This is a genomic window from Mesorhizobium metallidurans STM 2683 (assembly GCF_000350085.1).
Lineage (GTDB): Bacteria > Pseudomonadota > Alphaproteobacteria > Rhizobiales > Rhizobiaceae > Mesorhizobium > Mesorhizobium metallidurans.
On sequence record NZ_CAUM01000013.1, the window covers coordinates 93572 to 107811 of the forward strand.

Below are 14240 nucleotides of genomic sequence, written 5' to 3' on the forward strand. Positions count from 1 at the left end.
CTTGCCGGTGGCCTCAATTCCGGCTTTCGACTATAGCACCTGCTGAAACAGCTGGCTCTTCTGAGAGACCGGCCTGATCGGTGTGTGGAGAACCTCGTTGCCTGTACTTGTCACCGGAGCCGCGGGGTTCATCGGCAGCCATGTCTGCCATCATTTCCTCAACAGGGGAGAGGCCGTTGTCGGCGTCGACAACATGAACGACTATTACGACCTGACGCTCAAGAAGGGGCGGCTCGCCCGCCTTCTGCCCCACCGGGATTTTTCATTTCATCAGCTCGACATTGCCGAACCGGGCGCGCTCACCACCGCCTTGGCCGGCAAAGGCATCGTCAGGATCGTCCACCTCGCCGCGCAGGCGGGCGTGCGCCACTCCCTCGACAATCCGCGGCTCTATGTCCGCTCCAATGTCATGGGCCATCTCGAAGTGCTCGAATTCTGCCGCGCCGAGCCGGCCTTCGAGCATCTGGTCTATGCTTCGTCGAGCTCCGTCTATGGCGGCAACCGCACCGTGCCGTTCAGTGAGGCCGACCAGGTCGACAAGCCTGTGTCGCTCTATGCCGCCACCAAGAAGACGGATGAGTTGATGAGCCATACCTACGCCCATCTCTTCGGCATCCCGCAAACCGGCCTGCGGTTTTTCACCGTCTATGGTCCCTGGGGCCGGCCAGACATGGCCTATTGGATGTTCACCGAGGCGATGCTCGAAGGCAGGCCGATCCGGGTGTTCAACAATGGCGAGATGTGGCGCGATTTCACCTATGTTGACGATGTGGTGAAGGCTGTCGTCGCCGTGCTCGACAAGCCCCCCACGGACGTTCCGCCGAACAGGCTTTACAATGTCGGCAACAACCGGCCGGTGCGGCTGGGCGATTTCATCGACATTCTGGAAAAGCTGCTCGGCGTCACGGCAGTCCGCAAGAACGAGCCGATGCAGGCGAGCGATGTGGAACGAACCTATGCCGACATTGCGGCGCTGGAGCGCGATTTCGGCTTCCGGCCGAGCGTTTCGATAGAAGATGGCCTGAAGAATTTCGTCGACTGGTACCGGTCGGAATGGATGGCGGTAACAGATCGTAGGTAACGAAGATTGCTGCGCGCGGCATATATGATGAAAAGCGCGCCGTATGATCCATCACACGACGCGCTCCAAGGTGACAGACGATTGGCTGAGTCATCCGCTTTCGAACATGGGGATGTCGGTACCAAGAGACCGATGCCTTGCCAATTGGGCGATGCCTCACAGCTGGAACGTTAGTCGCGAAAGCACCAAAGAGTCGCACCGCGACTGGAACGCGCTTTCGCCGCATTGAGATCCGGAGAGGCGAGCGTCCAGCGCTCCAGCGATATTGCCGGCTATGCCAGCCCGGCGAACTTCGCGACAGCATTCCGACGCCGGTTCGGCCTGACGCCGCGCGATGCGATGAAATCGGACCGGGCAGGCAGGAAGGGCTCGGCCTGAGCTTCAGCGGGTTATCGGAAAGGCGCCACTCGAATCTCAGTTTCGCATGGCGGGAGAATCCTTGCCGGTAGGTATGCGTCCAGATGATCGTACCAATGACGTTCTTGAAAACGGCTTTATAGACGATGGCATCATCCAGATAGATGTCAAGGAAGCGTCCTGCTGCATGTATGATGATGCGATATGGAGGGACATAGAATTGCAACGATCGGGCGCCTGTCCAGTCTGCCGGACCAATGCCGGTCCGGTGGCGTTGCGCGAAGGCGAGTACAGCGGCAGGCAGTGTGCGTGCGGGGTTATCTATATCGATCCGCTGCCGGACCATCTGGCGGACGCGACGGTCGATCATCACCACCGAGTCTATTATTCCGCACCGGCGCGTGCGCGAGTCGGTTGGGTGAAGGCATTCACGCGGCGTGGACGGCTGCTTGAGATCGGCTGCGGTGACGGCGAGTTCACCGCGGCGGCGATCCGAGCCGGTTTTACCGTCGAGGCGGTCGAACCGTCCGACGAACGCGCCACGCGCGTTGAACGCACGTTGGGCATCACGGTCGAGCGCGCGCTGATCGAGGACAGCCGTCTGCCCGAAGGCCGCTACGACACCACCTTCCATGTCGATCTGCTGAGTCACTTCCCCGATCCGGTGGCGGCGCTAGGGGCGATCGCGGCGAAGGTGGCGCCTGGCGGCACGGTCTGCTTCGAGGTCGGGCTGTTTTCCAATCTGTCGCCCTTCTGGCAGCGCCTTGTCGGGCGGCCGAACATGCCGACGCATATGTGGTTCTTCGATGCGCCGGCCATCGAGCGTTTGCTCGACGCAGCCGGACTGAAGCTAATCGCGATGCGGCGCTATCCGGTCGGGCTGTCGACCGCGCTCAGTACGGTGCTGGGCAGCCGGCGCGTCGCAGCGGCACCGGACAGCCACGCCCCTCTTGCACAGGGCTGGGCGGCCGCGCCTTATTACCGGCTGCACATGTTCCTGCGTTACGGGATAGGCCGGTGGCTCCCGATGGGCGGCCCGCAGACCGCGTTCGTCGCCGCACGGCACAAGACCGACAGCGCGTGATGCGCAAGGGACGCCGCATCATCATCGTCGTCACCGCGCTGCCGCGCTGGATTTCCGATTTCAACCATGTCAGCACCGCGTTGGCCGAGGCGGGCCACGCCGTGGAAGTTTGGTCGCCGGACGACAATGGGCTCGCCACCGCCGGCTGGGATTCCAGGCCGGCGATCGATGCCGCACGCGATGCGTTGGCGCCAGGCATCTCGACGCGGACCATGCCGTTCTCGCGCAATCGCGGGCGGCCGAGCCTCTTGCGGCTGGCGCGCGCCAGCTTGATGGTTGCACGCGCGGCGCTGTTCAGCCCGGGCAGTGTGTTCATCCTGTGGTCGGCGCTGTCGATCATGCTGGCCGGGCCGTGGGTCCGGCTCGGCAACCGGCATGCCATCTATCTGGTCACCGGACTGGGCGCGTGCTTCTCAGTCGCGCAGCGCGACAGCCTGACGACGCGGCTGATCTGTATAGTCTATCGCTTCGTCTTCGCTAGCCGGCGCGCGATCGTCATCGTCCACAATCACGAGGACAAGGCCGAACTGATCAGGCGCACCGGCGTCGCACCGGATCGCGTGATCGTCACCGGCGGCTGCGGCGTCATGCCGGAAGACTTCCCCTACAAACAAGCGCGCGCGGTCGGCGCGCGGCCGACGATACTCGTCCCCGGGCGGCTGTTGCGCGACAAGGGCGTGATGGACGCCACCGCCGCGTCGGGCATCCTGTCTGAACGGGGCGTGGCGCATCGCATGGTGTTTACCTCGAACCCGATGAGCGGCCGCGCCGACGCGCTGACGGAAGCGGAACTGGCGCGGGCGCGATCCTATCCCGATGTAGCGTTCATAGGGTACCAGCCGAGCATCACCGCGCTGTATGCCGGGGCGGACATCGCCTGCATCCCATCCTGGTATCGCGAGGGATTGCAGACCGCCTTGCTTGAATCCGCGTCCTCGGGGTGCCCGATCGTCGCGTGCGACAATGTCGGGGTGCGCGATTTCCTGCGACCCGAAATCGAAGGACTGGTCGTGCCGCCGCACGCACCGGCGCCGCTGGCCGATGCGCTGGAGCGGATGATCCGCGAACCCGGCCTCGCCGAGCGGCTGCGGACCGCTGCTTATACCCGATTCCTGTCCGGCTTCACCCGGCAGCACATGGTGGAGACGACGCTGGCAGCGATGCGCCGCACCGGTATTGAGACGCCGCCATGAGCGATGACGCATGGACCGGTCTGATCATGGCCGGCGGCCAGGGCGAGCGAATGGCGCGCTCCGGAGTGGTCGGGCGCAAGCCGCTGGTCGAGGTCGGCGGGGTCAGCCTGCTCGAGCGCAACATCTGGATGATGGCGCGTGGCGGGTGCCGGCGCATCTTCATCGCGCTGACCCGTGCCGATGCAGTGCGTGAGGCGGACAGGATCACCGATTTCGCCGCGCGCGCCGCCGGCATCGGCGTGGCGTTAGCTCCCTTGATCGAGGAGGCGCCGCTGGGCAATTTCGGTGCAGCGACGATGTTGTCGGGCGACGCCGGCGATGTGCTGGTGGTGTATGCCGACAATCTCACCACGCTCGATCTGGCGGCGCTGGCCGCGGCGCACCGTGCGTCCGGCGCGGCGATGACGCTGGCGGCGCATGACGAGCCGTTTCGCATGCCCTATGGCGCGCTTGAGGTGGACGCACATGATCCCGATCTGCTCATCGCCTATCGCGAGAAGCCGGTCTATCCGATCCTGGTCGGCAGTGGGCTGGCAGTGGTGACCGCTGCCGCTTTGCGCAGCTTGCCGCGGGGCACGCCGCTCGGCCTTGTCGATGCCGCCAACCGGTTGACGGCTGGTGGCGCGGCGGTGCGGCTTTATCGCCACCAGGCCGCATGGATCGACGTCAACGACGCCGCCAAGCTGGTCGCCGCCGAAACCTTGCTTTCGGGTGACGCCGCTTTCGAAGCATGGTGGCCGGGGGAGGTCGCACGCGAAATCCGGGTCGCGGGCGGCAATGTAGGCTATGTATGCGACGCAATGACGGAAGCCGGTGTGCTGCGCGTCCACGTCGGTGCCGCGGGTACGCTCAGTGACGACGAGTTGCCGGAGCCAGTGCGCCATCGCCTTGCCGCACGGGGGCAGGGGGCGTGATCGGCATCACCGGTGCAAACGGCTTTATCGGCCGGGCGGTGCTGCGCCGGATCGGCGCGGAGGCGTGCGTGGCGCATGTCGGCCCGGTCGACGGGGAGGCGGGGGCGATCGACATTTGCGATCAGTCGGCGCTGGAGGCGTTGTTCGCCGGTATCGACACGGTCGTTCATCTTGCCGGGCCCAGCGCCGTCGCGGCCTCGTTCAACGCGCCGGCGGCATTCGCCCGCGCGCATGTACTGGGCACGGCGACGTTGCTCGCCGCCGCCGAGCGGATCGGCGTGCGGCGCTTCGTCCATGTGTCGTCGGCCGAAGTCTATGGTCGCCCCGACACAGCGTGCGTATCGGAGAGCGCGCCGCTCCTGCCGCTTTCGCCTTATGGCGCGGCAAAGGTGGCGGCAGAGCAACTCGTCTCGGGTGCGGTACGGCGAGGGGCGCTGGACTCGGCAACCATTGTTCGGCCCTTCTCGGTCTACGGCCCGGGGATGCGCGCGAACGGGCTGGTCGGCCGGCTGGCGGCACAGGCGCGCCTGCGACAGCCGATGCGCGTCTTCTCGGCCGATACGGTGCGCGATTACCTGCATGTCGACGATCTGGCGCGGGGATTGCTGATGGCTGCCGCACGCGACGAGCCTGGCCTGATGACGCTCAACATGGCCTCCGGCATCGGCACCGACGTCGCCGCGCTCGCCGCCGCCTTCGCGAGGGCCGGTGGCGGACCGGACGCGCTGATCGTCGAGGGACAGGGCGACCGATCGCGCGCCCTCGACATCGCGCATCTCGTCGCCGACGTGTCGCTGGCGCGCGAGACGCTTGGCTGGCGGACGGAGATTACCCTGGCCGATGGCGTGTGTGATTGCCTGGGTGAGATGGCGTGACGCGGACGATCCTGGTCACCGGCGCGCAAGGGTTCATCGGCCGCTATCTGGTGCGCGCCTTGTGCGATCGTGGCGATTGCCGGGTGATCGGCGTCGGGCGCTCGCCGGGGAATACGACACGCTTCACGCACAACATCCATTCCGGCGGTGGCGAGCGCGCCGCGCCGCTGCCAGATGCCCTGGTGCCCGACGGACCGAATTATGCCTATGTCGCCACCGACCTGTCGGATGCAGCGGCAGCGGCGCGGCTGATCGCCGAAACGGCGCCTCACATCGTCTTCCATCTTGCCGGATCGCTGCGCGACGAACCATTCGATCGGCTGGTGACCAACAACATCGCCGTTACGCGCCATCTCTGCGATGCGCTGGCGGCGCAGGGCGCGGTGCTGGTGCTGGGATCCTCCGGCTCAATCTATGGCGAACTCGGCGGTGGGGGGGTGCCGCTGGTCGAAACTGGCGCGACCGAGCCGATCGACCTGTACTCCGCGACCAAGCGCACCAGCGAAGACATCGTGCGGATAGCAACGCGCGCGGGAGGGATCGACGGCCGCGTGGCGCGCATCTTCAACGTCGTCGGTCCGGGCCAGGAGGAGCGCCATATCGCCGGCCGCATCGCCAGCCAACTCACTGAGCTAGGGGTAGGACGCCGCAATGGCGTCGCCCTCGGGCCGCTGACCGCGTGGCGCGACTTCATCGACGTGCGCGACGTGGCGAGTGCACTGGTCGCGATCGGCTTCGCCGGGGCCAGCGATATTTTCTACAACGTCGCCTCAGGGTGCGAGACGCAGATCGCCACCATCTACGATCTGCTCGTCGCCGCGGCTGGGATTGCCGATCCGGCGCTGACGCAATTGCCGGGGCGGGGAGTGGATATCGCGCGGCAGGTGGTCGATGTCAGCAGGGTGCGCGCGCTCGGCTGGCAGCCCCGTGTCGATCTTCCGCAGAGCGTCGACGACGTCATGCGCTATTATCTCGAACTGGAGACCAAAGCGTGACGCTTGGGCACGCTGGGCAGTCGTTCGCAAATCCGAACTAGAGCTACAGGGATCTTTGCTTGTCGTATCTCAGGGCGCCGGTGAAATTCCCTGTCCAGTTCGCGATCTGCAATCCACACGCCAAGCCGAGACAGCCGGCAGCCCAGTCCCAAGCATCCCGATAGCGTCCGATCGGCTGCAGACCTTGAAGACCTTCGATCGCGGCGGCAGTCAGAACGAGGAGGACAGTCAGCTTTGCCCTGTGGTCCGGCCAGGCAAAGTATCCGATGGTCGCCAGCACGCCAAACGCAGCGACATGATTGAGTCTGTCATGACCAAGGGCAACGGCGATGCCGAACATCTGCAAAAGCTACCCAGGCGAAAGGGTTGGCAGGAGAACACCTGCCAGAGTGGCTAGAAAGACAGTCCTTGCCGAGATGATGAACGATCCTACATGCGACAATGGTCTATCAGTCTTTGATCCAAAGGTTCAGTCTCACGGCTGTGCTTGCAAATTGTGCGTTTCACTTCGCAACGACCTGCGCATCGGTCGAACGGATGAAGCCTAATAAATTCGTACATAGTATATCGTAGAGAAATGCGGAGCGACTTTTTGCTGAGATGCTCTCAAGCATGCAGGTGAGTTGTTCTGGCCGAACATCGGGTTCAATCATGTGGATGTCCACCCCAGAGCAGCTTTCCCTTCGGTCTTCCCGTGACCACACCTTCAATGTCGCTCTGTTTGAGGGTCTCCACTCGTCGGATTTCTGCGAATGGATTGAGGCCTACACCCGTAATCGGACTGTGCTGGCGGTCACCACCCCTACTGTCGAGAGGCTCTATGGCAACGATATCCGTGCAGCCTTCGCAAGTGTCGGTTTGAAGCCGTCCTGGCTCGTGTTGAATTGCACCGAGCGGACGAAGACCATGGAATCCGTGTTGACCGTCTGTAGCGCAGCCTCAGACGCCGGGATTGATCGCCGGGGTGCGTTGGTGGCGATCGGCGGTGGTGTCTGCTCAGATATCGTTACGCTGGCGGCTTCAATGCTACGCCGGAGTTTGTCTCACCTTCGCATCCCCACCACCTTGATTGGGCAGGTCGATGCCGGAATCGGACTAAAGGGTGGCGTCAATTTCGGAGAAGGCAAGAACTACCTTGGTTGTTTCCACCCACCGGAAGCTGTCGCGGTGATCCCGTCATTGCTCAAGAGCCTGGGCGTCGATACGGTCAGGCAGGGGGTGGCCGAAATGATCAAGGTCGCCTGTACCTCCGACACAGATCTCTTCCGGATGATCGAGGAGACTCGTGGAGGTGGGCTGCAGTCCTGGGTTCTCAACGGCGACTCGTTGGCTCACGAGCCCATCCAGCGGGCCATCGCCGCCATGCTGGGAGAGCTTTCGAAGAACCCCTTCGAGGTTACATCCTATGAGAGGGCGGTAGATCTGGGTCACACGATCGCCCACCCGCTTGAAGCTTCGACCCATTACGAACTCCACCACGGCTTTGCCGTCGCCATCGACCTCGCTTTTTCCAGTGTCGTCGGTTGGCACCTCGGTTGGCTCAGGGAGGAAACGGCCCTGCGCATAGTCGATCTGCTGGTGGCGGTTGGTTTGCCGGTCTGGCACGGGCATCTGAACGAAGACTTGGTCTTGAGATCGTTCCGGGCCGCCGCCAAGCATCGAGGCGGCAATATCAACATGGTCGTGCCGACCGACATTGGCCGCTATCGCTTCCTCAAGCGGGAAGATCAGTGTCCGCCAGGAATGATACTTGAGGTTCTGACTTATTTGCGCGCTCGGAGCTGGCAGGAGGGCATGTCCAATAGTGGTACGGCTCAATATGGGGTGGAACTCCCCGCCGAGGGAAATTTGGCCAGGATTGGTCTGCAATGAGCCGAGGGCCTTTTCCTGTCAAAGTCAGGTCCGGACCGGATCTCAATTCATGGGACGGCGGTCTCCTCATCGGTCGGGTGCGGTGCATGCCCGATGAGGAGACCGTCTACGTCACTGCGACTGTCGGCTCGTCCCGGACGCCCTGATGACGCGGGTCTGCGTCCTCGGCGGGAGTTCGCCCTTCACGGTGGCGCTCGTCGATGCGATTGAGGCAAGCAAGGCGTTAAGTCGCCGGCTGGGCGAATGGGTGTTAATCCTCCAAGGGCGCAACGTGCAAAACCTCGATGCGGTTGCACATTATGCCCGGCACCGGCTGGGAGCATTCGGAACCTCGGTCATATCCACCACGGACCTCGATGCGGCCCTGGCCGATGCCGAGATCGTGATTGTCCAGACGCGCTTCGGCGGGCTTGAGGCGAGGGCTGATGACGAACGCTTTGCAAGCGATCTGGGATGCATCGCTGACGAAACGTTGGGCCCCTGCGGCCTGCTCTCTGCCTTCCGTCAAATAGGGCCGGTAGACGATCTCGCGATCCGTATGAAGGCAGTCTGTCCCGATGCCTTCGTCGTGAACATGATCAACCCGCTGAGCCTGACGACGGCCATGATGCTTCGCCGCGGCTTGGCTGCCGTCGGCATCTGCGAGCTTCCCCTCGCCACACTCCAGGCCTTCGCGAGGGCGCTGCGCATCGACTCGACCGAACTTAACTGGAGTTACGAGGGCCTCAATCACAGAGGCTTTATCCCCATCGTCAGGACCCGAGACGGGGAGGATCTCCTGCAGCACGTCCTCGATTTGACCTCCGATACCGCAACGCAGAAGTTCCGGGACGATATTCTTCGCCTTGGCGCAATACCCACGAAATACTTCGCTCTTTTCGATGACCGGTCTTCGCACGGGAAGGGTCGGGCGGTCGCGCTGATTTCTCTGCGAGATGCGATTGCCAAGGATCTTATCGCGGATCCCACACAATGCCCACCACAAATAGCAAAGCGTGATATGCCTTGGTATGCGCAAGCAGTCGTACCGCTCGTCGCAGCCCGCGTCGGAGCGCAGGGCTACGACGCCACCATAAACGTCGCGACGGATGGCCCCCTCGTTCACGAGCTGCGTGCCCGCGTCCTCGGTGATCGCATCGATATTCTTGATCCCGCACCAGCGAGCGGTCCATTCCGCGACTGGCTCGCCGCGTTCGACCATCACGAACGATTGTGCCTGGCAGCGCTCGCCGACCCTACACCGGATACGATCGGTGCGGCGCTCGAAGTCGATCGAATCACGCCTTCCGACAAAGTTCGGACTGCAGCTGCACGAATTTTCCGGACCTGGCGCGATGCTGCCAGCAATCCGCCGACCGTGCGAGAACAGCAATGACCAACAAGGACATTGCTGTCTTTGATATCGGCGGCACGCATTTTCGCTCGGCCCTGTGGACAAATGGAAGGCTGGGTCCAGTGACGCGACGACCTGCGATCAACTACCTTAACACGGCTCACCGCAGTCCCGTCGAACTCCAGGAGGCTTTGGCCGACTACCTGGTGGCCGAGACTGAGCGCCTGCAGTTGGGGAGCGGAACCTCGATAAAGCATGCCGGCATCTCACTTGGAGCACCCGTGAACGCTCGTAGCGGCTGTGTGCTGCAATCTGGTCCACTCTGGGGCCCGAGATCAGGACCCTTCGAACTCCAGGCGGCGTTGACACGCCGGCGGTTGGACACCCGCTGGACGATCGCGAATGACGTGACCGCAGGACTGGCGTCCTACATACAGACCTGCGATCCCGGGAGCCATTCGCGTATCCTGTTCGTCACGGTGAGCACCGGAATCGGGGCGAGGCTCTACGATTTCGCGCGAGGCGGCGTGCCGGTCGATCCCGTGCACGGGATACAAGGTGAAATTGGCCACATCAAAGTAGAAGCTTTCTTCCGCGGCACGCGTCTCAAGTTTACCTGCGATTGCGGTGGATGCGACCATCTGAACGCCTATTCGTCCGGACGCGGCGTATTGAAACTGCTCCGCGAGTTGCCATCTCGGTCCCCGGATGCGCTAGCAGTCTCGACGATGGCCGCGGCACGCGACGGCGACGATGATGCCATGCTCGCGGAGTTCTCGCATGGGGTGGCGGCCGCTGACGCGCTTGCCTTGGACGTCCTCGCTACGATCACGCGACCGCTGGCACTTATTTTCTCGGCGCTCCTGACGCACGATCCGCTACTTGATTCAATTGTTCTCGCCGGGGGTGTCGTGGATGCACTCGAACCAGCCTATTCGGCTAGCCTTGATCGGCAATTCCGCGACCACGGATTATTCCAGATCACCGAATGCGATTCATCCTATTTCGCCCGCCGGCTCCGTATCGTCGCGCCGGGAGACCTGTCAGGACTTATCGGTGCTGGCCATCTCGCTGAAATGGCGGAGGAGGGGCGAAGCATCCATGTTTTCCAGTGATCGGATCAGCTTGACCGGATCGAAGTCGCACCTCGCTCTGGTGCGGCCGCCGGGCGTGGGCGCCCCAAGACTGGAGCAGGTTCGGAAACCCGTGGCGCTACCGGGCGATTTTGTGTGCCGGACCCTCATTGCCGGCGTCTGCGGAACCGACCTCCAGATTCTGCGCGGCGTGCGTGACGATCCAGCCCGGATCCTCGGACATGAGGGCGTCGCGATTGTCGAGGAAGTGGCTGCGAAAGCGGACCAGCGCTGGCTAGGCGCGACGATTGCCGTGAATCCAACGCCAGACTGGGGCAGCGCTGAACTCGGCCATACTCTCGATGGGATGATGCAGCAGCGCTTCCTCGTGCCTGCTCGGTTGCGGTCTTTGGTCGTTTCGCCGCCCGCAGAACTGGCTGCCGATCTCGCTATTCTCGCTGAGCCGCTGGCATCCGTCCTGACTTGCGGAAGCATTCTCAAGCGGGTCGCGGAACCGATACGAGTGTTGGCGGTAGGACGAGGTACAATCGGCCAACTGCTTCGTATTGCGCTCAAAACTGCCTGCGCGTCGGTTCGGGACGTCGTCGTCACAGGGACGAAAGAGACGTCCGGTATTGAGGACGAAACATTCGACACTGTGATCCTATGTTCCTCGCGGCAGGATGTAGCCGCCGCCCTCAGTATCGGGTTCGACGCCTTGTGCGACGGTGGCACCCTCCATCTCTTCGGAGGTCTCCCATCTGAGTATCGAGACCCGCGGCTGCCCGGGGTCAATCTCAGCGAAGTCCGCGCACGAAACACCGGTGGACGTGTCGGTCGGTCACTGACCGAGCAGTGCCAAACAACCATCGGCCACAAGCGGGTGTCGATCACGGGGCACCGCGGTTCTTCCAATGCGATGCTGACCCAGGCAATGATCGAGCTTAGCGCTCGCCCCGATACCTATCGGCCGCTTCTTACGATCGTGACAGACCCGGAGGAAGCTGTCCGCACATTACGCGAAGCTGTCGGGGATCCGCCGGTTAGACCTTGGACCAAGCTTGGGATCGACCTGCGGAGGTGGCGAACTTGAGAGAACGTCCGTTGATGAGCAACGCGCGATTGACTGTAGTGCAGAGTAGCTATCGACCACAAATCGGGGTTGCGCTCTGGAAGGTGGCGGATCGGGGCCTTGCCGGCTTTGAGACCGCCGCCACCGCGGGTCTCGATCACGTTCACGTCGACTTGGGTGGCCCGAACCGCGGTCCCGATCTCACGGATGTCGAAGTGCTGGCGGCCTTCGACGCAACCTCACGCCGTTTCGCGCTTCCGATCACCGCTCTTGCAGTCAATCGGCTCAACGATCTTGGCCTGACTGCGCCAAGGGGTAGCGAGGAAGCGTTGGAAGCCCGGCGAAGTATCTCGCACGCGATTAGAGTGGCGGATCGTCTGCGGGTGCCCAGGATTATCATTCCGGGCTTTCGCCGAAGCCTCGTTCGGAGGCCCGAGGACGTGGCTAGAACAGCTGAAGTGCTGCGTTTCGCACTTGGTCCCGCCCAAGCTGCAGGGATTACTTTGGCATATGAAAGCGGGCTCGACTCCGAAAGAACACTCCAGATCCTTCAAGCCGTTGGCCAGCCGGGTATCTGCTTGCAGTTTGATACGGGAAATCCCGCTATCTACGGGCATTCCGCCGCCTCAATTTGGGCGCGACTTGCTGACGTCGCCTCTCCGGACGTCCACCTTAAGGATGCTTTGGGGGTGTCGGTCGATGGGGATGTGCCGCTGGGCGACGGTGTAGCCGAGCTGGAGCTTACGTTCATTGCATTCGCGCGCCAACCGGGGCCTACATCCTTCACACTCGAGGGCGATTATCGCGAAGATTCTGGATCTCGAATTGGTCGCGACCTTGCCCGGCTGAAGATACTCATCGGGAGGTCGATGTTGGCGGGTGGCCTGGGCTGCCCCGATGGTGTTGGTTGCGTAGGTGGAAGCGGTGTCTCCAGAGCCGAAGGCATGTCTCTGCTTGAATGTATCGATAGATGGGGGGCTGTATGATGAAATCGACCATTGCGAATGCCTGCCGGCTTGTAACAGCCTGCCTCGCCAGGCTGATCGTCGTCGATCCGGCCGTTGCGGTGCAAAACATCGAGCCGAAACATGGCGCCGCGCCAGCAAGGTCTCGACCACAGCTTGAACGTCTTGGTTCTCTGATTTCTTTCGGTGGCTCAATGATGGCAGGGACAAGCATCCTGTGCGTCTCAGCCCTGCTCATTCTATTGTTTGACCAACCGAAACTGTCGGCAGAGGAGAATGGCATAACCCTGCATTACACCTCTGGCGGTTCTGCGGCTGCAATCGCGGCCGCGGGCTTCAACCTCGCTGATGTACAATATGTCGAGCAACTCAATGCGCTCCCTCCCGGGATGAAGGGGCTGATCTGGCTAAATGAGACCAGCGGCGTGACGCCGCGTTTCATCGCCAAGGTCAAGCCGTTCATCGGCAACGCGAAGCTGTTCGGCTTTCGCCTCGGTGATGAGCCTGACATCACCGGCAAGTACCACTCCCCGGCAGTTAGCCCGGCAGCCCTCAAAGCCGAGGCCGACTGGATCAGGGCCAATGTGCCCGGGGCCGTGACGTTCATCACGCTGATGGACATGGGGTCTTTTGACGCCCCCAGCTACATGAACACCTTCAATCCCGCCAACACCGGGATCGATTTCTTCGGCCTCGATCCGTATCCGGTGCGCGGCAAGGTTTTCGATTTGGACTTCATCGACAGAACGGTCGAGGCGGCTGTTGCCGCTGGAATCCCGCTCAATAAGATCGTGCCGGTGTTCCAAGCCTTTGGCGGCGGCAATTGGAGGACCTATACCGGCGGGGTCAAAGACGTCTATAAACTGCCGACACCTGACCAGGCGAACCAGATGTTCGCGCGCTGGGCCACCTACACCCCCAATCCAGTGTTTGACTTTGCCTACGCGTGGGGATCGCAGAACGGCGACACCAAGCTGGGCAGCACCAGCCCGGAGGCACTAAGCCTTCGCGCGGCGTTCAAGGCACACAACACGGCACAGCGTTCGCAATAGGCCGCTTAAACGAAAATTATGCGCCCGATCAAACCGGGTTTTCGGGTCGAATACCCATTTCACGACAAGGCCGTCACCGTCACCACCTGCGGCCGCATCTGCTGCTATCGCAAGAAGATCAACATCTCGACCGTGCTTGCCGGTCAGAGGCTCGGCATCACCGAAATCGACGACGGCATTTGGCTCGTGAGCTTCATGCACTATGATCTGGGATATATCGATCTGGAACAGAGGACCTTGCAGACCATCGACAACCCGTTCGGCACGAGGTTGTCACCCATTGAAGTGCTGAAGTGCACCCCTCGGGTGAGACAGAGATCAGTAACAGTTCTCCGTTTCTGAGATTGCCGCAGGGTCTTCCCGCCGCAATCGCA

General features: G+C 62.5%; 14 protein-coding genes and 1 pseudogene. 14 read left to right on the forward strand and 1 reads right to left on the reverse strand.

The window, feature by feature from the left end; all coding sequences use genetic code 11:
• Positions 1-97: 97 nt before the first annotated feature.
• From MESS2_RS03375 to MESS2_RS03405, 7 genes are all read left to right on the forward strand, one after another.
• The gene (locus tag MESS2_RS03375; RefSeq protein ID WP_008872668.1) at positions 98-1081 is read left to right on the forward strand and encodes an NAD-dependent epimerase/dehydratase family protein; all 984 of its coding nucleotides are present in this window, start codon (positions 98-100) and stop codon (positions 1079-1081) included.
• Between the two features lie 204 nt (positions 1082-1285).
• Positions 1286-1459, forward strand: coding sequence for an AraC family transcriptional regulator (locus MESS2_RS34065; protein ID WP_083918338.1), 174 nt, complete (start codon positions 1286-1288; stop codon positions 1457-1459).
• A 46-nt stretch (positions 1460-1505) separates the two neighbouring features.
• A complete protein-coding gene (locus MESS2_RS03385) occupies positions 1506-2522 on the forward strand; it encodes a class I SAM-dependent methyltransferase (RefSeq protein WP_244439852.1) in 1017 nt (338 codons plus the stop codon).
• Positions 2522-3715: a glycosyltransferase gene (locus MESS2_RS03390; RefSeq protein ID WP_008872671.1), complete on the forward strand. Its 1194-nt coding sequence runs from the start codon at positions 2522-2524 to the stop codon at positions 3713-3715. Before MESS2_RS03385 ends, MESS2_RS03390 begins: the two co-directional genes overlap by 1 nt.
• Positions 3712-4629, forward strand: coding sequence for a sugar phosphate nucleotidyltransferase (locus tag MESS2_RS03395; protein ID WP_008872672.1), 918 nt, complete (start codon positions 3712-3714; stop codon positions 4627-4629). The genes MESS2_RS03390 and MESS2_RS03395 overlap by 4 nt, the downstream gene beginning before the upstream one ends.
• Positions 4626-5504 (forward strand): NAD-dependent epimerase/dehydratase family protein, encoded by an 879-nt coding sequence (locus MESS2_RS03400; RefSeq protein WP_008872673.1) that lies wholly within the window; start codon positions 4626-4628, stop codon positions 5502-5504. Before MESS2_RS03395 ends, MESS2_RS03400 begins: the two co-directional genes overlap by 4 nt.
• On the forward strand, positions 5501-6499 hold the full coding sequence (locus MESS2_RS03405; RefSeq protein WP_008872674.1) for an NAD-dependent epimerase/dehydratase family protein: 999 nt from the start codon (positions 5501-5503) through the stop codon (positions 6497-6499). The genes MESS2_RS03400 and MESS2_RS03405 overlap by 4 nt, the downstream gene beginning before the upstream one ends.
• 43 nt (positions 6500-6542) lie before the next feature.
• Here MESS2_RS03405 and MESS2_RS03410 read toward each other — a convergent pair whose 3' ends face one another.
• The gene (locus MESS2_RS03410; protein WP_008872675.1) at positions 6543-6839 is read right to left on the reverse strand and encodes a VanZ family protein; all 297 of its coding nucleotides are present in this window, start codon (positions 6837-6839) and stop codon (positions 6543-6545) included.
• A 311-nt stretch (positions 6840-7150) separates the two neighbouring features.
• Here MESS2_RS03410 and MESS2_RS03415 point away from each other — a divergent pair, with 311 nt between their 5' ends.
• The 7 genes and pseudogenes from MESS2_RS03415 to MESS2_RS03445 form a co-directional block, all read left to right on the forward strand.
• On the forward strand, positions 7151-8371 hold the full coding sequence (locus tag MESS2_RS03415) for a sedoheptulose 7-phosphate cyclase (RefSeq protein ID WP_008872676.1): 1221 nt from the start codon (positions 7151-7153) through the stop codon (positions 8369-8371).
• Between the two features lie 145 nt (positions 8372-8516).
• On the forward strand, positions 8517-9746 hold the full coding sequence (locus MESS2_RS03420) for a family 4 glycosyl hydrolase (RefSeq protein WP_008872677.1): 1230 nt from the start codon (positions 8517-8519) through the stop codon (positions 9744-9746).
• Entirely contained in the window at positions 9743-10819 is a 1077-nt protein-coding gene (locus MESS2_RS03425; RefSeq protein ID WP_008872678.1) for an ROK family protein, read from the forward strand. Before MESS2_RS03420 ends, MESS2_RS03425 begins: the two co-directional genes overlap by 4 nt.
• Positions 10806-11870 carry an alcohol dehydrogenase catalytic domain-containing protein gene (locus MESS2_RS03430; protein WP_008872679.1) on the forward strand — a complete coding sequence of 355 codons (1065 nt, stop codon included), beginning with the start codon at positions 10806-10808 and terminating at the stop codon, positions 11868-11870. Before MESS2_RS03425 ends, MESS2_RS03430 begins: the two co-directional genes overlap by 14 nt.
• A 14-nt stretch (positions 11871-11884) precedes the next feature.
• A complete protein-coding gene (locus MESS2_RS03435; protein ID WP_244439854.1) occupies positions 11885-12835 on the forward strand; it encodes a sugar phosphate isomerase/epimerase family protein in 951 nt (316 codons plus the stop codon).
• Positions 12835-13866 carry a hypothetical protein gene (locus MESS2_RS03440; RefSeq protein ID WP_244439856.1) on the forward strand — a complete coding sequence of 344 codons (1032 nt, stop codon included), beginning with the start codon at positions 12835-12837 and terminating at the stop codon, positions 13864-13866. The genes MESS2_RS03435 and MESS2_RS03440 overlap by 1 nt, the downstream gene beginning before the upstream one ends.
• A 48-nt stretch (positions 13867-13914) precedes the next feature.
• Positions 13915-14208: pseudogene (locus MESS2_RS03445) on the forward strand (transposase); the annotation flags it as partial.
• Positions 14209-14240 lie beyond the last annotated feature (32 nt).